The sequence below is a fragment of the Streptomyces sp. NPDC031474 genome (assembly GCF_055581185.1).
This window is the reverse complement of record NZ_JBVIJX010000017.1, coordinates 106,710-125,334: the sequence shown is the minus strand read 5'-3', so window position 1 is coordinate 125,334 and position 18,625 is coordinate 106,710. Positions and strand designations below refer to the sequence as shown.

Here is an 18,625-nt window from a genome sequence, read left to right as displayed (position 1 = left end):
AGCTGCGGGAGCTGCGGGAGCTGCGGGAGCGTCAGCGGATCAGCCGAGGACGGCGAGTGCGTCGATCTCGACCAGGAGTCCCGCGGGAAGGCCGACGTAGACCGTCGTGCGGGCGGCGGGCGGGGCGGTGAGGGGCTGGGCCTCGAAGTAGGCGTTGTAGAGCTCGTTGAACTCGGCGAAGTGGCCCGTGTCCGTCAGATAGACGCGGATCATCATCACGTCGTCCCAGCTCGCGCCGCCTTCCTCCAGGATCGCCTTGACGTTGGCGAGGGTCTGCAGGGTCTGCTCGCGCAGGGTGGGGCCGGCCGGCGTCGGGGGCTTGCCCTCCTCGGCGGGGAGGAAGCCGACCTGGCCCGCGACCTGGAGGATGTTGCCCTTGCGGACACCGTGCGAGAACTTCGCGGGCGGGGTGGTGTGGGTCTTCGGGGTGAGCGCGATCTTCTCGGTCACGGTCTTCTCGGTCATGAGGTGGCTTCCTTGATCGGTGTCCTGCCGGAGTACTCGCCGCTGATGGCGTCCGCAGCGCGGCGCACCAGCGGGAGCAGGGTGAGGAGTTCGTCGGCGGTGACGACGACGTTCGGCGCGGAGACCGACATCGCGGCGACCACCCGGCCGTCGGCGCCTCTGATCGGCGCGGCGACACAGTTGATGGACTCCTCGTGGCCACCGAGGTCGGTGGCCCAGCCCTGTTCGCGCACCTTCTCCAACTCCCTCAGGAAAGCAGGGGCGTTGGGGGTGGAACGGGCCGTGTAGAGGGGGTAGTCGAGCTTCTCCGCGACCGCCCGCCGCTCGGGCTCCGGCAGATCGGCGAGGAGCAGCTTGGCGACGGCGGCGACGGTGATGGCGACGGGCTTGCCGATCCGCGAGTACATGCGGACCGGGTAGCGGCTCTCCACCTTGTCGATGTAGAGGACCTCGCCCTCCTCGTGGACGGCGAGGTGCACGGTGTGCCCGCAGGACTCGTTCAGCCGGACGAGGTGGGGGTGGGCGATCTCGCGGATGTCGAGGTTCTCCATCGCCTCCTGGGCGAGGGCGAAGAGGCGGGCGCCGAGGCGGTAGCGCTGGTCGGACTGGCGGTAGACGAGGCCGTGTTCGTGGAGGGTGCGCAGCAGCCGCAGGGCCGTCGATTTGTGCACGCCGAGGCGGTCGGCGACCTGTCCGAGGTCGGCGGGTCCCTCGGCGAGCAGCGGCAGGATGCTCAGGGCGCGGTCGACGGTCTGGCTCATGGGGTGCGTACCTCCTCTTCGGCCCGGCCTTCCCGGTCTTCGGTGTGCGTCCAGCCGGGGCCGAGTCGAAGTGTCCCCCACGCGTCGGGGTCGAGGGCGGCCAGCCGGTCGGCGTGTGCGCGCGTCGGGGGGACGGCGAGGTCGCCGGGGGCGGTGAGGGCGGCTGCGGCCATCAGGTGTCCGTGCCGGAGCCGGTCGCGCACGGGCAGCCCGCGCAGGGTGGCGGAGAGGAACCCGGCGGCGAAGGCATCCCCGGCGCCGACCGCCGCACTCACCTGAACCATCGGGGCGGTTTCGAAGGTGACCGTCGGCTCTCCGGCGCCGGGGGTCGGCGCGGGCCTGAGCCGGTGCGCGCGGCCCGGCGCCGACGGGGCGCCGCCGTCGCATCCGCCCGCGAAGGCTGTCGCTCCCCGGGCTCCCTGCTTCACCACCAGCATGGTCGGCTCCGGCAACAGGGCGCTGATCGCTGTGGGGCCGCCCGTGACTCCCCACGCCTCCTGTGCCTCGTCCTCCCCCACGAACACGAGGTCCGCGGCGCGTGCCAGTTCCAGCAGCACGCGCGGACCGTCGGCGTCACGCCACAGCCCGGACCGGTGGTTGACGTCGAAGGAGATCAGCGGGCGTCCCGGCCGGCAGGCCGTCAGTTCCCGCAGCAGGCCCAGACAGTCCCCGGAGAGGGCGGCCGTGATGCCGCTGAGGTGCAGCACGCGGCCCGCCCGCACCGCCGTCAGGTCCGTGTTCGCCACGGACATCGCGGAGGCGGCGGAGCCGGCCCGGTAGTAGACGACCTCGTGCGCGTCGGTGGCGCGGTCCCCGGCGGTGCGGAAGTAGACGCCGGTCGGGCGGGCTGGGTCCCGGCGTACGGAGGTCACGTCGACGCCGTAGGAGGCGATGGTCTCGACGAGATGGTCGCCGAACCCGTCCGCGCCCACCCGGCTGACCCAGCGCACCGTGTGTCCCGCCGCCGCCAGCGCGCAGGCCACGTTGGACTCCGCGCCGCCGATGCCCCGGTCGAAGGACGGCACGTCGGCGAGGCGGCCGGGCCGGGAGGGCAGAAAGGTGACCATGGACTCGCCGAGCGCGACGACGTCCACGACGCCGGGGGCATTGCAGGGTCCAGTGGTGGTCACGATCCTCGTAGCTCCCTAGCTCCCGTGCCGGTGCGGGCGGTTCCGTTGACCCCGCGTTGGCCGAGATGTTAGACAGCAGCAAACGACATACGCAATGGACGTTGCATGACATGCAACGCTCCTGGTGAGGGAGGTTCCATGGGTACCGAGGCATTCGAGGCGCTCGCCCGACTGGCCGAGGAACGTGTCGACCACCGCTTCAAGGGCCTCCCGCCGGACGCCGACGGCCTCACCGTCGGCGAGCTGACCGCCCAGCGCCGCAACCTCTTCACCGGCGGTTTCACGACGCCCGTGCTGACGCTCTCCGCCGAGCGCCTGGAGCACAACCTGCGGCTCATGAAGACGTACACCGCCCGCCACGGGCTGGTCTTCGCCCCGCACGGCAAGACGTCCATGGCCCCCCAGCTGTTCGCCCGCCAGATCGAGCACGGCGCCGTGGGCATCACCCTCGCGGTGCCGCACCAGCTGCGGGTGGCACGGGCGTTCGGGGTGCAGCGGATCTTCCTGGCGAACGAGCTGGTCGACCCGGTGTCCCTGCGCTGGGTCGCCGCCGAGCTGGACGCCGACCCCGACTTCGAGTTCGTCTGTTACGTCGACTCCGTGCGCGGGGTCGAGCTGATGGGCGCGGCGCTGCCCGACGCGGGCCGGCCCCTGGACGTCGTCGTCGAACTGGCCGCCGGCGAGGGCGCCCGCACCGGGGTCCGTACGGAGGCGGAGGCCGCGCTGGTCGCGGACGCGGTGGCCGCCGTCCCGTCGCTGCGGCTGGCCGGCGTCGCGGGCTACGAGGGCGAGGTGCCGCAGGCGACGCCGGAGCGGGTGCGGGCGTGGCTGGACCGGCTGGTCGCGCTGGCCGCCGACTTCGACAAGGCGGGCCGGTTCGCAGGGCTGCACGAGATCGTGGTCAGCGCGGGCGGCAGCGCCTGGTTCGACACGGTGGCGGAGGTGTTCGCCGAGATCCCCGAACTGTCCGCGCCCGTATGCAAGTTGCTGCGTTCCGGCGCGTACGTGTCGCACGACGACGGCCACTACCGCAAGCTGACCCCGTTCAACCGGGTGCCGCAGGAGGGCGCGCTGGAGCCGGCGTTCCGCCTGTGGACGCAGGTCGTCTCCCGCCCCTCCCCCGACCAGGCGTTCGTCAACGCGGGCAAGCGGGACGCGGCCTACGACCTCGACCTGCCCTTCGCCCAGCTGGTCCGCCGGGACGGCACGGAACGCCCCGCCACCGGCGTCTCGGTGACCGGGCTCTCCGACCAGCACGCCTGGCTGCGCACCACGCGGGAGGCGGACCTGCGGGTCGGCGACTGGCTGGGCCTCGGCCTGTCCCATCCGTGCACGACGTTCGACAAGTGGCCGCTGATCCCCGTCGCGGAGGCGGACGGCACGGTCGTCGACTACATCCGCACGTTCTTCTAGGAGCCGCAGCGATGGAAGACCTCGTCATCCGGGACGCGGACGTCGTCGACGGCACCGGCGCGGACTCCTACCGCGCGGACGTGCTGATCGACGACGGACGGATCGTCGCCATCGTCAAGGAGGCCGCCGCCGCGGGCTGCCAACGCCCGAAGGCCGTAAGGGAGTTGGACGCGGAGGGCCTGACCCTCTCACCCGGCTTCATCGACATGCACGCCCACAGCGACCTCGCCCTGCTGCGCGACCCCGACCACAGTGCGAAGGCCGCGCAGGGCGTCACCCTGGAAGTCCTCGGCCAGGACGGGCTGTCGTACGCCCCGGTCGACGACCGCACCCTGGAGGAGGTCCGCCGGGCCATCACCGGCTGGAACGGCTACGGCGACGACCTCGACTTCGACTGGCGGTCGGTGGGCGAGTACCTGGACCGTCTGGACCACGGCTTCGACGGCGAGGGCATCGCCGTCAACGCGGCCTATCTGGTCCCGCAGGGCACGGTGCGCGCCCTCGCCGTCGGCTGGGAGGACCGCCCGGCGACGCCCCGGGAGCTGGACCGGATGCGGCGACTGGTCGCGGAGGGCCTGGAGCAGGGCGCGGTCGGCCTGTCGTCCGGCCTGACGTACACGCCCGGCATGTACGCGCCGGACTCCGAACTGACGGAACTGTGCCGGGTGGTGGCGCGCCACGGTGGCTACTACTGCCCGCACCATCGCAGTTACGGCGCCGGCGCGCTTGAGGCGTACGCGGAGATGGTGGAGCTGACCCGCGCGGCGGGCTGCCCGCTCCATCTCGCCCACGCCACCATGAACTTCGGCGTGAACGAGGGCCGTGCCCCGCAGCTCCTGAGCCTCCTGGACAAGGCCCTGGACGCCGGCGCCGACATCACCCTCGACACCTACCCCTACACCCCGGGCTGTACCACTCTCGCCGCTCTGCTGCCCAGTTGGGCGAGCGAGGGCGGCCCCCGGGAGATCCTGCGCCGCCTCGCGGACGACGACACGGCCGCCCGGATCCGCCACGACATGGAGGTGACCGGCGCGGACGGCTGCCACGGCGTGCCCGTCGACTGGGACACGGTCGAGATCTCGGGTGTGGGCGACGAACGCCTGGTGGACCACGTCGGCCGCACGGTCCAGGAGTCGGCGGCCCGGCGGGACGAGGAGCCCTGGACGACGGCCCGCCGCCTGCTCCTGGAGGACCGGCTGGCCCCGACGATCCTCCAGCACGTGGGCCACGAGGAGAACGTCCGCACGATCATGCGCCACCGCGTCCACACGGGCGGCTCGGACGGTGTCCTGGTCGGCGCCAAGCCGCATCCGCGCGCCTACGGCACGTTCCCGCACTATCTCGGCCGCTACGCACGGGAGTTGGGGATCCTGTCGCTGGAGGAGTGCGTGTCCCACCTGACCGGCCGCCCGGCAGCGCGGCTGCGCCTGCCCGACCGCGGCCTGGTCCGCGAGGGCCACCGGGCCGACCTGGTCCTGTTCGACGCGGGCACGGTGGCGGCGGGTTCGACCTACGAGGCCCCCCGCACGCTCCCGACGGGCATCCCGCACGTCCTGATCGACGGCCGCTTCGTCATCGAGGACGGCAGGCGCACGGATGTGCTGGCGGGGCGGGCGGTCCGTCGCAGTCCCGTGTGACGGAACGCCCCTCCGCTCGGCCTTACGGCCTGGGCAGGACGCACCCGCTCGCGCTCAGGTTGAGCTGGTTGCCGGTCGTGAAGCAGGCCGGGATCTGGTAGATCTCCTGGGCGTAGTTGATGCCCTCACGGACGACGACGTTGCCGCTCGCGTCGACCTCGCACGGGTTGTTCTCGGTGCAGCGCTCGCCGTCCTCGTTGCCCGTGTTGTTGACGGCGACGACCTTGCCGGTGGACTGGTCGATCACCGGCGAGCCCGAAGTGCCGCCGATGGTCTGGCAGGCGGAGGTGTAACGGACCGAGTCCTTCCAGGTCCAGTCGCCCTCCTTCAGGCGGTACACGAACCCGTCGACGTTGCAGTTGTAGAGCGTCTTCCAGTAGCCGGAGGCCACGGTGATGGCGGTGCCGGCGGTCGGGTGCGTGTCCTGCACGGTCAGCGCGGAGATCCCGTAGGAGCTCCTGATCGCCGCGTAGGTGCTGGTGAGCTGGTAGATCGACACGTCGGTGTCGGTCATCGTCCCGTAGGCGAGCTTGCTGGCGCGCAGAGTCGCGACCCGGGTGCCGGAGGAGTTGAGCAGCCCGAAGGTCCGGCTGGACGCCTGGTTGACGAGCACCTCGCCCGGCTCCGGGAAGCCGGTCGACAGGCAGTGCCCGTTGGAGAGCACCAGCGCCGGGGCGGTGTCCAGGGAGTTCGGGAAGCGGATGACCGAGCCGGAGCAGTTGCTGAGCGCGACGGTCCCGGCGAGGTTGACGGCCTTGAGCGTGGGCGTGGCCGTTTTGGTGGCCGCGGTGGTGGCCGCCTTGACCGCGATCGCGGATGCCGAGGCGGCGGGCGCCGCGCTCACCGGTGCGGCGACCGCGGGGGCCGCGCCCGCCCCGGCGATGGCCAGGGCGAAGAACGCGGCGACGAGAGGCTTTCTCATGTGGGGGTCCCCTCTTACGACAAGGCGACCGGAGATCTTCCGGCCGCCCAATGCTGTGTCACACCTGTTTTGTCATGCGCATTGTTAGTGTCATAGGAGGAGAGATCAAGGGCCTGTTTTCAGCCGCGGCGAGGGGAGCACGGCCGCCCGCCCGCCCCCTCGCCCGAGCCCTGGCATGGCGAGGCCGACCCGCGCGGGGCTGTCGCGGAAGGGACTCTCCGCGCCCGGCCGTCGTCCTCTACGCCGTGACCGCCCTGGTCCGGACCCTGCCCTGACCGTGCCCTGACCCGTGCCGGGACACGGTCTAGCGGTGCTTGACGCCTCCGCGTCCGTGACCCCGGCCGCCGTTCCCGGCCGTGGCCGTCGGGGTGGGGGTCCGGGAGGCGGCGGTGGGCGGCGGCGGCGCACTCGTGCCGGTGCCGGCGCCGGTGACCGCGCTCCGCGAGGGGCTCGCAGGGGCGGCGGAGGGCGAGGGCGACGTCTCGGCCGGGCCGGCGGCGGCCGACTCCGGCCGAGGGGTGCCGGACGCGCTCTGCGCGCTCCCCGCGGCCGTCGGCGCCGCCGACCCCTCGTCCGGCCTCCCGGTATGCGTCTCCCCGCTCTTCGCGTCGCCGGACGACCAGCCCGCGTACCCGGCGATCGCCGCGGCCAGCGAGACCGCCCCGACGGCGACGATCACCCGGCGTGAACGCCTGCCGCCCGTCCGGCGCGCGGCGCGCCGGCGGTCCGCGCGGCCGCCCGACTCCGCGCGGCCGCCCTGCTCCGCCCGGGCGGGGGCGACCCGGGGCAACTCGGTCGTCTCGTCGTAGGCGTTCTCCCAGCCGTGCGCGGCCGCCGGGTCCCGGTACTCCTCGTACGGGGTCGGGTCGGCGGCCTCGTACGGGTGGTACACGTTCGGCCGCACCGGGGGTGTGGCGTTCTCGCCTGGCGTCGACATGGGCGCGGATTGTAGGGACAGGTGTGGCCCGTGGGACAGCCACCGGCGATAAGTGTGCAAAACACCCGTCTCACGTGGCGGAAAACACCCCCCGGCACGCGTTACCGAGCCGTAAGCTCCCAGACATGCAGGTGATCCAGTCGACCAAGCTCGCCAACGTCTGTTACGAGATCCGGGGCCCGGTTCTCGAGGAGGCGATGCGCCTGGAAGCGGCTGGTCACCGCATCCTCAAGCTGAACACCGGCAACCCGGCCGCCTTCGGCTTCGAGGCCCCGCCGGAGATCCTGGAGGACATCCTCCGCAACGTCTCCTCGGCGCACGGCTACGGCGACGCGAAGGGCCTGCTGGCCGCGCGCAGGGCCGTCGTGATGCACAACCAGACACTCGGCATAGAGACGGACGTCGAGCACGTCTTCATCGGCAACGGCGTCTCCGAGCTGATCGTCATGGCGATGCAGGCACTGCTGGACGACGGGGACGAGGTCCTCGTCCCCGCACCCGACTACCCGCTGTGGACCGCCGCCGTCTCGCTCTCCGGCGGCACCGCCGTGCACTACCGGTGCGACGAACAGGCCGACTGGATGCCCGACCTCGCGGACGTCGAGCGCAAGGTCACCGACCGCACCAAGGCGATCGTCATCATCAACCCGAACAACCCGACGGGCGCCGTGTACGACGAGGCGATGGTCCGCGGGCTGACCGACATCGCGCGCCGGCACAACCTCCTGGTCTGCTCGGACGAGATCTACGACAAGATCCTCTACGACGGCGCCACCCACACCCCGACCGCCAGGGTCGCCCCGGACCTGCTCACCCTCACCTTCAACGGCATGTCGAAGGCGTACCGGGTGGCCGGCTACCGGGTCGGCTGGATGTCGATCTCCGGGCCGCGGGCACACGCCGACTCCTACATCGAGGGCCTGACGATCCTGGCGAACATGCGCCTGTGCGCGAACATGCCGGGGCAGCACGGCGTGGTCGCCGCGCTCAGCGGGCGGCAGACCATCAACGACCTGGTGCTGCCGGGCGGCCGGCTCAAGGAGCAGATGGACACGGCGTACGAGCTGCTCACGCAGATTCCGGGGGTGAGCTGCGTGCGGCCGAAGGGAGCGCTGTATCTCTTCCCGCGCCTCGACCCCACCGTCTTCAAGATCAAGGACGACCGGCGGATGGTCCTGGACCTGCTCCGCCAGGAGAAGATCATGGTCGTCCAGGGCACCGGGTTCAACTGGCCGGAGCCGGACCACTTCCGGGTCGTCACCCTGCCGACGGCGACGGACCTGCGGGACGCGGTGGGCCGGATCGGCCGCTTCCTGGACGGCTACGGCCAGCCGTAGCCGCGAGTACGGGGCACGACTCCAGGACCCCCGGAGGACCCCCGGAGGACGCCCGGACGACGCCCGGACGACCCAACCTTAGACGAGATCTAATGTAGGATGGTTTCCTGAGATCACAGGAGGCCATCCTCATGTACGAACCGATCCGCACGCCTTCTTCCCGAGGGTCTGCCCACATCGCGATGGCCGGCACATCCTCCGACTTCCCCCACCGTTCCCGCGAGGAGGAGCTGGACATCCAGCTCGCCGGTCATCTCGCGGCGCTGCTCGCCGTCACCGACGAGCTGTACGCGACGGCCCCGTCCGCCGACCTGGACACCGCGGGCACCCGGCTCGCGCAGCAGGTGGCCCGGCTGCGGGGAGGGCGGACGCCGGTCCGCTCGGCCCCTCACCCCACCGCCCCTGCGCAGCCGCACCTCACGGCCCTGCACGAGCGGGCGCACGCCCTGGCGGGCCGGGCCCTCCTCGTCGCCGCGTCCCGCGCGGACACCGCCTCGGCGATCCTCGCGGCCCGGCGCATGGACGCGCACGCCGCGGCACTGGTGGAGAACGCGGAGAACAAGGAACTGAGCACCGCCGGCTGACTCCCCTTCGGGGGACCATGAACGGCCCCGGTCCGCGTGCACCCGCAGCGACGCGCGGACCGGGCGCCATGCACTGCGTTGGCTTGAGCCACGACGCCTTTTCGCCATAGGGGTCGCGCTTACTTTGCGAGTGCGGGTGCCTTGTGGCTGATCGCGCCCACGCGGCGGAGCCGCAGATCGACACGGCCCGCGCCCCTGGGGCGTTGCAGTGCCGGGGCCGGGGCGTCACCGTCCGTTCACCCGAACCGCCCAGGAATGTGGGGTTCCGGGAGCACGCTCCACCTGTGAGACGAATCGCAGGAATCGTCCTCGCTGTGCTGCTGATGGCGGGTGTGGTGGTAGCCGTCGTCGCGGGGCGCAGTGATGAGGACAAGGGCACGGCAACGAAGACCGTGCGGATGGTGATCGGGTCGGAGAAGGCGGAGTTCTTCGCGGATCCCGACGTGGTGAAGGCCCTCGCCGCCAAGGGCTACACCGTCAAGGCCGAGACCTCCGGGTCCTGGGCCATGGAGGGCCTGGACCTCAGGGGCTTCGACCTCGCCTTCCCCAGCAGCCAGGCGCCCGCCGTCGAGCTCGCCGCGAAGTACAAGGTGACGGGGACCCTCCCCCGCCCCTTCTACTCGCCGCTCGTCGTCGTGGCGCACAAGAGCGCCGCCGCGGTGCTCGCCGGCAACGGCCTGGCCACGCTCGACGCCGCCCACCGCGGCACGCTGAAAATGGCCGCATATCTCGACGCGGCCCGCGCCGACCGGACCTGGCAGCAGCTCAAGGGCGCTGGGAAATACGGGGAGTTGACAGGCACTCTCTACCTCTCCAGCACCGACCCGGAGACCTCCAACTCCGGCGCCCTCTACCTCGCCGCCGCGTCCTACGTCGCCAACGGCGGCAAGGTGGTCGCGAGCGACGCCGAGGTCGGGCGCACGGCACCCCTGCTGAAGAAGCTGGTGAGCGTCCAGGGCGCCCAGCAGTCCAGCACGGACGCGGCGTTCCGGGACTTCGTCAGCGGCGCCGGCAACCCGCTCGTCCTGGTCTACGAGTCACAGGTCGCCTCGCTTCTGGCGGGCGGGCAGCAGCCGGACGACCTGGTGGTCCTCTACCCGGACACCACCGTCAACAGCGACCACACCGCCGTCCCGCTCACCGAGAACGGCGCGGCTCTCGCCGGACTCCTCTCCAGCGACCCGCAGTTGCGCAAGCTGGAGATCCGGCACGGGTTCCGCCCGCAGGGCGTCGCCGCCGAGTTCGCCTCGGCCACCACCTACCTCAAGCAGCAACTGACCGGCGTCCGCCAGGCGCCCGTGCCCACCTCCACGGTGCTGCACGAGCTGGCGCGACGGGCGCGCGGATAGGGGGAACAGCACATGACCGACGACACCTTCACCCTCACCCCGCCCGAGGCGGTCGCCGCCGTGCCGCGGGAGAAGGCCGGCGGGCTCGTCCCCGTCGACGACTCCGTCCGTACGGACATGGCCACCAAGGCCGCCGCCTACGTCGAGGGGCTCGCCGCGCTCGACGCCCGCTCGCCCGAGTTCGCGGGCAAGGTCGGCGAGATCACCGCGCTCGGCGCCGGGGAGATGCGCACGGCCGCCGCGCAGTCCAACCGCATGCTGGAGCGGACCATCAGGAGCCTGCCGGACAAGGGCGGGGACGCCCAGTCGCAGGTCGCCGGCTCGCTCGTCGAACTGCGGCGCGTGGTCGAGGACTTGGACCCGCGTGAGCTGCCGGCCTCCAAGGGACGGAAGTTCCTGTCCCGGCTGCCCGGCGGCAACAGGCTGCGCGACCACGTCGCCAAGTACGCCTCGGCGCAGGGCACCCTGAACAAGATCGTGGGCTCGCTGCGCGGCGGCCAGGACGAACTACGGCGCGACAACGCGGCGTTGCAGACCGAGCGCGTCCGGCTGTGGGAGACCATGGGCAAGCTCCAGGAGTACGTCGTGCTGACCGACGCCCTGGACCGGGCCGTCGAGCAGCAGATCGCCGGCGCCGAGGCCGCCGACCCGGAGCGGGCCGACAGTCTGCGCGCCGACGTCCTGTTCCCGGTCCGGCAGAAGCACCAGGACCTGCTCACCCAGCTCGCGGTGTGCGCGCAGGGCTACCTCGCCATGGACGTCGTACGCCGCAACAACGACGAGCTGATCAAGGGCGTCGACCGGGCCGCCACGACCACGGTGTCGGCGCTGCGGATCTCCGTGATGCTGGCGTCCGCGCTCGACCACCAGAAGAAGGTGATCGAGCAGGTCAACGCGCTGCGCGGGACCACCGAGGACCTCATCCGGGGCAACGCGGAGATGCTGGCGACGCAGAGCGGGGAGATCCAGCGGATCGCCGCCGACCCGGCCGTCGGCGCCGAGACCCTGCGCTCCGCCTTCCAGCAGATCTACCGCACCCTCGACGCCATCGACACCTACAAGGTGCAGGCGACCGAGGCGATGGCGGTGACGGTGGAGAACCTGACGGCCGAGCTCCAGCAGGCGAGCACCTACCTGGACCGCAGCCGCTCGCGCGGCGCGCTGGAAGGCGGGCTCGCATGAGACCTCGCACGAGACCTCGCACGAGACCTCGCACGAGAGGGCCACTCCTCGCGCTGACGGCTTTCGCCCTCCTGCTGACCGCGTGCTCCGCCGAGGACGACGCCAAGGATCCCGACGCCCCGCGGCCCGGCACCCTGCGGGTCCTCGCCTCCAGCGAGCTGAGCGACATGACCCCGGTCCTGGAGCAGGTTCGGGGGGACACCGGCGTCACCATCCGGCCCACCTACATGGGCACCCTGGACGCCGTGAACCTGCTGGCGAAGGGCGGCACGGACGGGAAGTACGACGCCGTGTGGCTGTCCTCCGACGACTATCTGCGGCTGCGGCCCGACGCGGCGAAGAAGGTCGTCTCCGAGACGCCGATCATGTCCAGCCCGGTGGCTCTCGGCGTGAAGAGCAGCACCTTCGACTCCCTTGGCTGGAAGGCCGATCACGTCACCTGGACGCAGATCGAGAGGGCAGTCCAGGACGGGAAGCTCACCTACGGCATGACCGATCCCGCCCGCTCCAACTCCGGGTTCTCCACGCTGATCTCGGTCGCCTCGGCGCTCTCGGGAGCACAGTCGGCGCTCACCGACGCGGACGTCGCCAAGGCGACCCCGCGGCTGCGGGAGTTCTTCAAGGGGCAGCAGCTGACCTCGGGTTCCTCGGGCTGGCTGGCAGCCGCCTACACCCGGCGCGGTGACGTCGACGCGCTGCTCAACTACGAGTCGGTCCTCAAGGGCATCCCGGGGCTGACGGTCGTCCGCCCCACCGACGGCGTCGTCACCGCCGACTACCCGCTCTCCTCCCTCGCCGCGACCGACGCGACGGCCCGGGGCAACGTCAAGCGGGTGACCGACGCGCTGCGCACGGAGGCCGTCCAGCGGCTGATCACCGCCAGGACCCACCGTCGCCCGGTCGTCGCCTCCGTACCGCCCGCGCCCGGTCTCGACACCGCGCGCCGGCGCGAACTGCCCTTCCCGGGCAGCCGTTCCGTCGCCGACGGGCTGCTCGACGCCTACGAGAACAAGCTGCGCCGCCCCTCACGGACCGTGTACGTCCTCGACACCTCCGGTTCGATGGAGGGCGACCGGCTGCGCCGTCTGAAGAACGCCCTCAGCGACCTCACCGGCGACTTCCGGGACCGCGAGGAGGTGACGCTGATGCCGTTCGGGTCGGACGTGAAGAGCGTCGCCACGCATGTCGTCAGCCCCTCCGACCCGGACGCCGGGCTCGCCGCGATCCGCAAGGACACCGGGCGGCTGCGGGCCGACGGCGACACCGCGATCTACACCTCGCTGGAGAAGGCCTACGACCATCTGGGCACGGGCCGGGACACCTTCACCTCCATCGTCCTGATGACGGACGGCGAGAACACCAAGGGCGACGAGGCCGGCGACTTCGACGCCTTCTACCGGGGGCTCGGCGCCGGCCGGCGGGACATCCCCGTCTTCCCCATCCTGTTCGGCGACTCCGACCGCTCGGAGCTGGAGCACATCGCCGAGCTGACCGGCGGCCGGCTCTTCGACGCCCAGAAGGGCTCGCTGGACGGCGCCTTCGAGGAGATCCGTGGCTACCAGTAGGGTCGTGGGCTTCCTGGAGTCCCGCAAGAACATCACGGGCAGCGCGTGCGGGCTGGCCGGCCTGGTGCTGACGTTCACGTCAGTCGCCGGACCGTACTGGCCGGTGGTCGTCGTCGGCCTGTACGGCGCGGGCGCGCTGATCGCCCCGCCGGAGCGGCCCCCGCTGCCCGACTTCCCCAGTCCGTCCGCCCAACTGGACGAGATCCGCGGCGACTTCGGGCGGCTGCGGGAGTACCTGGACGGCGTGGAGCTGCCCCCGGCCGCCGCCGGACGGCTCATCGAGCTGACCGAGTTGCTGACCGCGCTGCTCGACCCCGGCTGGGTCGGCGAGGTGCTCGCCCAGGACCCGGAGGGCGTGCACACCCTGTCCCGGGCGGTACGGCAGGACATCCCGGAGGCCGTCGACACCTACGTACGGACGCGGTGGTGGACCCGGCTCGCGCCGGGGCAGGAGTCGCCCGAACGGCATCTGGAGCGCCAGCTCGGTCTCCTGCACGAGGAGGCGGAGAGGCTGGCGGCGAGCCTGCGCGAGACGGAGGCCCGACGGCAGGAGTCGCACACCCGCTACCTGGAGGAACGCAACCAGTAGCAGACGCGGAACAACGGCAGACCCGGAACGGCAGCAGACGCGGCACGGCGGAGAAAGGCGAAGGCCTGTCGTCGCGCTCCTCCCGTCGGGGCGGACGGGAACGCGCGACGACAGGCCGCGGACCCCGCACGCCGTTGTGCGGGGCCTCGCCGGTCCGTGGTGCTCAGCCCAGACGCTGCACCAGTGCGTGGTACTCGTCCCACAGTTCCTTGGGCGTGTGCTCGCCGAAGGTGTTCAGGTGGTCGGGGACCAGGGCGGCCTCCTCGCGCCAGACCTCCTTGTCGACCGTGAGGAGGAACTCCAGGTCGGAGTCGGCCAGTTCGAGGCCGTTCGTGTCGAGGGCGCCCTTGGCCGGCAGCACGCCGATCGGGGTCTCGACGCCCTCGGCCTTGCCGTCGAGGCGCTCCACGATCCACTTCAGGACGCGGCTGTTCTCACCGAAGCCGGGCCAGACGAACTCGCCCGCGTCGTTCTTGCGGAACCAGTTGACGTAGTAGATCTTCGGGAGCTTCGCCTGGTCCTTGTCCTTGGCGACGTCGATCCAGTGGCCCATGTAGTCGCCCATGTTGTAGCCGCAGAACGGCAGCATGGCGAACGGGTCGCGGCGCAGCTCGCCGACCTTGCCCTCGGCGGCGGCGGTCTTCTCGCTCGCCACGTTGGCGCCGAGGAAGACGCCGTGGTTCCAGTCGAAGGACTCCGTCACCAGCGGGACGGCGGACGCGCGCCGGCCGCCGAAGAGGATCGCCGAGATCGGCACGCCCTTGGGGTTCTCCCACTCGGGCGCGATGATCGGGCACTGCGCGGCGGGGGTGGTGAAGCGGGCGTTGGGGTGCGCGGCCGGACGGTATCCATTTGCTTCGCGGGCGGACGCCGGCGTCCAGGAGTTGCCCTTCCAGTCCGTGAGGTGGGCGGGAGTCTCCTCCGTCATGCCCTCCCACCAGACGTCGTTGTCGTCGGTGAGGGCGACGTTGGTGAAGACCGAGTTGCCCCACAGCGTCTTCATCGCGTTGGCGTTGGTGTGCTCACCCGTGCCGGGCGCGACGCCGAAGAAGCCGGCCTCGGGGTTGATGGCGTACAGCCGGCCGTCCTCGCCGAAGCGCATCCAGGCGATGTCGTCGCCGATCGTCTCGACGGTCCAGCCGGAGACGGTGGGCTCCAGCATGGCGAGGTTGGTCTTGCCGCAGGCGGACGGGAAGGCGGCGGCGACGTACTTGGACTCACCGGTGGGCGGGGTGAGCTTGAGGATCAGCATGTGCTCGGCGAGCCAGCCCTCGTCGCGGGCCATCACCGACGCGATGCGCAGGGCGTAGCACTTCTTGCCGAGCAGGGCGTTGCCGCCGTAGCCGGAGCCGTAGGACCAGATCTCGCGGCTCTCGGGGAAGTGCGAGATGTACTTGGTGGAGTTGCACGGCCACGGGACGTCCGCCTCGCCCTCGGCGAGGGGGGCTCCGAGGGTGTGGACGGCCTTCACGAAGAACCCGTCGGAGCCGAGCTCGTCCAGCACCGGCTGTCCCATCCGGGTCATGGTGCGCATCGACACGGCGACGTAGGCGGAGTCGGTGATCTCGACGCCGATCGCGGAGAGGTCCGAGCCGAGCGGGCCCATGCAGAACGGGACGACGTACATCGTCCGGCCCCGCATCGAGCCGCGGAACAGGCCCTTCTCACCGGTGAAGATGTCCCGCATCTCGGCGGGGGCCTTCCAGTTGTTGGTGGGGCCGGCGTCGGCCTCCTGCTCGGAGCAGATGAAGGTGCGGTCCTCGACCCGGGCGACGTCGGTGGGGTCGGAGGCCGCGTAGTACGAGTTGGGGCGCTTGATCGGGTCGAGTTTCCGGAAGGTGCCCTTCTCGACGAGCTCCCCGCACAGGCGCTCGTACTCGGCCTCGGATCCGTCACACCAGACCACGTTGTCCGGCTGCGTGAGTTCCGCGATCTCGTTCACCCAGGAGACGAGCTCCTGGTGGTCGGTGGGGATGACGGGGGGAGCCGCGATGTCGCGCGCCACGATTGCTCCTAAATGAGGGGTTTTTGGTTGGAGGCCCCGTGGGGGCTGCGACCCGGATGCTTTCCGGTGGTGACCCTGGCGCTCATCCGGTGTCGACCGCACTCATTTGATCATCCGACTGTACCGCCCATCTGTCCAGAGCGCATCACAGGTGAGCGGAGTGAGGATGGCCACGTGTACGGACGTCTTTTTGCGTCCATGTGACGTTCAGGCGGTGGCCCCTTTACCCAACTCCCGTGAGACGATGGCCACTCTTCACTCCTCATGCCGCCGAGGTGATCCGTAACCTACGGTTCCGTAGGTACGATTCGACGTATGACTGCGCCCGTCCCCGACGCGACCACGGATACACCGGCCGCAGGCCGCGGTTCCGTCGCACACGCCCTGTCGGAAGAGATCAAGCCCAAGCTTCGCGGCTGGCTGCATCTCGGCATGTTCCCCGCCGCCCTCATCGCCGGCCTCGTGCTCACCGCCCTCGCCGACTCCACCCGCGGTCGCATCGCCTGCGGCATCTACGCACTCACCGCCTGCCTGCTGTTCGGCGTGAGCGCGCTCTACCACCGCGGCAACTGGAACGCGCGCATGGACGGCATCCTGCGCAGACTGGACCACGCGAACATCTTCCTGATCATCGCCGGCACCTACACCCCGCTGACGATGCTGCTGCTCCCCAGCGCGAAGGGGCAGTGGCTGCTGTGGGGCATCTGGGGCGCCGCGGCGGCGGGCATCCTGTTCCGGGTCTTCTGGGTCGGCGCCCCGCGCTGGCTCTACACCCCCTGCTACATCGCGATGGGCTGGGCGGCCGTCTTCTTCCTGCCGGACTTCATGCGCACGGGCGGCATCGCGGTCCTGGTCCTGGTGGTCGTCGGCGGGCTCCTCTACAGCGCGGGCGGCGTGATCTACGGCATCAAGCGACCCAACCCCTCACCGCGCTGGTTCGGCTTCCACGAGGTCTTCCACTCCCTGACCCTCGCCGCGTTCGTCGTGCACTACGTCGGCATCTCCCTGGTCGCGTACCAGCACGCGTAACGGCTCTTTTCCGCCTTCCAGTGGCCACGGCTTCCGAGCCGTGGCCATTTCCGTATGCCGGGAGCGCATATCGATTGACAGAGCATAGCTTTTGACAGCTACTCTCATTTCATGGCTACCGTCATGAACGACACGAACACGTCCGAGGCGGGGCGGGACCCCCGCCGCTGGTGGGCCCTGGGGGCCCTGGTCGCGAGCATGCTCACGCTCGGCTTCGACACGACGATCCTCAACGTGGCACTCCCCACGATGGCCCGGGACCTGGGCGCCACCACCGGCCAGCAGCAGTGGATGGCGGACGCGTACGTCGTCGTCTTCGCGGCGCTGATGCTCCCGGCCGGCCTCCTCGGCGACCGGTTCGGCCGGCGCAGGATGCTGATCAACGGACTCGGCATCTTCCTCGCCGGCTCGCTGGTCGGCACGCTCGCCGGCGACGTCGACGCGGTGATCGCCGCCCGCGCCGTCATGGGCGTCGGCGCCGCCCTGGTCACCCCGCTCGCCCTGTCGGTGCTGCCCTCGCTGTTCAGCCCCGAGGAGCGCACCAAGGCCGTCGGCATCATCTCCTCCGCCTCCGCGCTCGGCCTGCCGCTCGGCCCGATCATCGGCGGCTGGCTGCTCAACCACTTCTGGTGGGGCTCCGTCTTCCTCGTGAACGTCCCGATGGCCGCGATCGGCATCGCCGCCTGCGTCTTCCTGCTCCCCGAGACCCGCGACCCCGCCTCCCCCAAGGTCGACGCCGTCTCCACCGCGCTCACCGCGACCGGCCTCGGCGCCCTGATCTACGCGATCATCGAGGCGCCCACCCGCGGCTGGGGCGACCCCCTGGTCCTGGCGATGATCGTCGCGGCCCTGGTCCTGATCACCGCGCTGGTACTGCGCGAACGCCGCGTCGAACGCCCCATGCTCGACATGACCCTGCTCGCCCACCGCGGCTTCCTCTTCAACACCAGCGCCGCGACCCTGGTGATGTTCGTCCTGTCCGGCCTGCTGTTCGTGCTGCCGCCGTACCTCCAGGCCGTCCTCGGCCACGACTCCCTCGGCACCGGCGTACGGCTGCTGCCGATGATGGGCGGTCTGCTGGTCGCCTCACGCACCGCCGGGCCCGTCGTCGCCCGGTTCGGAGCGCGGGCCTCGGTGAGCGCCGGCCTGGTGGTGCTGGCCTTCGCCGCGCTCCTCGGCAGCCGGACGACGACCGACTCCGGCTACGGCTTCACCGCGCTGTGGCTCTCCCTCACCGGCCTCGGCTTCGGCTTCGCGCTCATCCCGGCCATGAACGGCGCCCTGGGCGCCCTGCCCCGCGACCGCGCCGGCAGCGGCTCCGGGCTGCTGATGACGCTGCGCCAGGTCGGCGGCGCGATCGGCATCGCCCTGCTCGGCAGCCTGCTCTCCGGCGCCTTCCGCGACCGGCTCGACGTCACCGGCCTGCCCGCCCAGGTCGCCGACACCGCCGGGAACTCGGTGGTCGCCGCCCATGTGATCGCCGAGAAGGCCAACCTGGCCGACCTCGCCGCCTCCGCCAACGACGCCTACGTCCACGGCATGGACCTGGTCCTGCTGGTGTGCGGGATCGCCGCCCTCGTCTCCGCCCTCCTGGCGGCCGCCTTCCTGCCGGGCGCCCGGCGCACCGAGCCCCTCGGCACCGAGCCCACCGGCACCGAGGACTCCGGCGCCGAGGACTCCGGTCCCGACGTGGTCGTGACCAAGGCCGATGCCTGACAAT

General features: G+C 71.3%; 16 protein-coding genes. 10 read left to right on the top strand and 6 right to left on the bottom strand.

Annotated features, from left to right (window positions below):
- Nucleotides 1-39 precede the first annotated feature (39 nt).
- From ACZ5SK_RS33395 to ACZ5SK_RS33385, 3 genes are read right to left on the bottom strand one after another with little or no spacing between them, the layout of a single operon-like run.
- Nucleotides 40-450, bottom strand: coding sequence for a RidA family protein (locus ACZ5SK_RS33395; protein ID WP_079664811.1), 411 nt, complete (start codon nucleotides 448-450; stop codon nucleotides 40-42).
- Between the two features lie 11 nt (nucleotides 451-461).
- Nucleotides 462-1,226, bottom strand: a complete 765-nt coding sequence (locus ACZ5SK_RS33390; RefSeq protein ID WP_079660071.1) for an IclR family transcriptional regulator — start codon at nucleotides 1,224-1,226, stop codon at nucleotides 462-464.
- A complete protein-coding gene (locus ACZ5SK_RS33385; RefSeq protein WP_334577539.1) occupies nucleotides 1,223-2,356 on the bottom strand; it encodes a sugar kinase in 1,134 nt (377 codons plus the stop codon). Before ACZ5SK_RS33385 ends, ACZ5SK_RS33390 begins: the two co-directional genes overlap by 4 nt.
- A 138-nt stretch (nucleotides 2,357-2,494) precedes the next feature.
- Here ACZ5SK_RS33385 and ACZ5SK_RS33380 point away from each other — a divergent pair, with 138 nt between their 5' ends.
- Nucleotides 2,495-3,769: an amino acid deaminase gene (locus ACZ5SK_RS33380; RefSeq protein ID WP_468576797.1), complete on the top strand. Its 1,275-nt coding sequence runs from the start codon at nucleotides 2,495-2,497 to the stop codon at nucleotides 3,767-3,769.
- A gap of 11 nt (nucleotides 3,770-3,780) precedes the next feature.
- Nucleotides 3,781-5,406 (top strand): N-acyl-D-amino-acid deacylase family protein, encoded by a 1,626-nt coding sequence (locus tag ACZ5SK_RS33375; RefSeq protein WP_334577541.1) that lies wholly within the window; start codon nucleotides 3,781-3,783, stop codon nucleotides 5,404-5,406.
- Between the two features lie 22 nt (nucleotides 5,407-5,428).
- Here the strand turns inward: ACZ5SK_RS33375 and ACZ5SK_RS33370 are convergent, their stop codons facing one another.
- The gene (locus ACZ5SK_RS33370) at nucleotides 5,429-6,328 is read right to left on the bottom strand and encodes a S1 family peptidase (RefSeq protein WP_457495452.1); all 900 of its coding nucleotides are present in this window, start codon (nucleotides 6,326-6,328) and stop codon (nucleotides 5,429-5,431) included.
- 304 nt (nucleotides 6,329-6,632) lie between these two features.
- Nucleotides 6,633-7,265, bottom strand: coding sequence for a hypothetical protein (locus ACZ5SK_RS33365; RefSeq protein WP_468576796.1), 633 nt, complete (start codon nucleotides 7,263-7,265; stop codon nucleotides 6,633-6,635).
- Between the two features lie 125 nt (nucleotides 7,266-7,390).
- On the opposite strand from ACZ5SK_RS33365, the gene ACZ5SK_RS33360 reads away from it, so the two are divergent.
- The 6 genes from ACZ5SK_RS33360 (at nucleotide 7,391) to ACZ5SK_RS33335 (ending at nucleotide 13,871) form a co-directional block, all read left to right on the top strand.
- The gene (locus tag ACZ5SK_RS33360; protein WP_334577544.1) at nucleotides 7,391-8,602 is read left to right on the top strand and encodes a pyridoxal phosphate-dependent aminotransferase; all 1,212 of its coding nucleotides are present in this window, start codon (nucleotides 7,391-7,393) and stop codon (nucleotides 8,600-8,602) included.
- 131 nt (nucleotides 8,603-8,733) lie between these two features.
- Nucleotides 8,734-9,186, top strand: a complete 453-nt coding sequence (locus ACZ5SK_RS33355; RefSeq protein WP_334577545.1) for an SCO4983 family protein — start codon at nucleotides 8,734-8,736, stop codon at nucleotides 9,184-9,186.
- Between the two features lie 284 nt (nucleotides 9,187-9,470).
- Nucleotides 9,471-10,535: a hypothetical protein gene (locus ACZ5SK_RS33350; RefSeq protein ID WP_334577546.1), complete on the top strand. Its 1,065-nt coding sequence runs from the start codon at nucleotides 9,471-9,473 to the stop codon at nucleotides 10,533-10,535.
- 12 nt (nucleotides 10,536-10,547) lie between these two features.
- Nucleotides 10,548-11,717 carry a toxic anion resistance protein gene (locus ACZ5SK_RS33345; protein WP_457495450.1) on the top strand — a complete coding sequence of 390 codons (1,170 nt, stop codon included), beginning with the start codon at nucleotides 10,548-10,550 and terminating at the stop codon, nucleotides 11,715-11,717.
- Nucleotides 11,714-13,282 (top strand): vWA domain-containing protein, encoded by a 1,569-nt coding sequence (locus ACZ5SK_RS33340; protein ID WP_457495449.1) that lies wholly within the window; start codon nucleotides 11,714-11,716, stop codon nucleotides 13,280-13,282. The genes ACZ5SK_RS33345 and ACZ5SK_RS33340 overlap by 4 nt, the downstream gene beginning before the upstream one ends.
- On the top strand, nucleotides 13,269-13,871 hold the full coding sequence (locus tag ACZ5SK_RS33335) for a hypothetical protein (protein ID WP_334577549.1): 603 nt from the start codon (nucleotides 13,269-13,271) through the stop codon (nucleotides 13,869-13,871). Before ACZ5SK_RS33340 ends, ACZ5SK_RS33335 begins: the two co-directional genes overlap by 14 nt.
- A gap of 163 nt (nucleotides 13,872-14,034) precedes the next feature.
- Here the strand turns inward: ACZ5SK_RS33335 and ACZ5SK_RS33330 are convergent, their stop codons facing one another.
- Nucleotides 14,035-15,876, bottom strand: a complete 1,842-nt coding sequence (locus ACZ5SK_RS33330; RefSeq protein WP_334577550.1) for a phosphoenolpyruvate carboxykinase (GTP) — start codon at nucleotides 15,874-15,876, stop codon at nucleotides 14,035-14,037.
- Nucleotides 15,877-16,191: 315 nt separating this feature from the next.
- Between ACZ5SK_RS33330 and trhA the strand changes: the two genes are divergently transcribed.
- Together trhA and ACZ5SK_RS33320 are read left to right on the top strand one after the other, a co-directional pair.
- Nucleotides 16,192-16,905: a PAQR family membrane homeostasis protein TrhA gene (gene trhA, locus ACZ5SK_RS33325; RefSeq protein WP_334577551.1), complete on the top strand. Its 714-nt coding sequence runs from the start codon at nucleotides 16,192-16,194 to the stop codon at nucleotides 16,903-16,905.
- A 111-nt stretch (nucleotides 16,906-17,016) separates the two neighbouring features.
- Nucleotides 17,017-18,621, top strand: a complete 1,605-nt coding sequence (locus ACZ5SK_RS33320; RefSeq protein ID WP_468576795.1) for an MFS transporter — start codon at nucleotides 17,017-17,019, stop codon at nucleotides 18,619-18,621.
- Nucleotides 18,622-18,625: the final 4 nt, after the last annotated feature.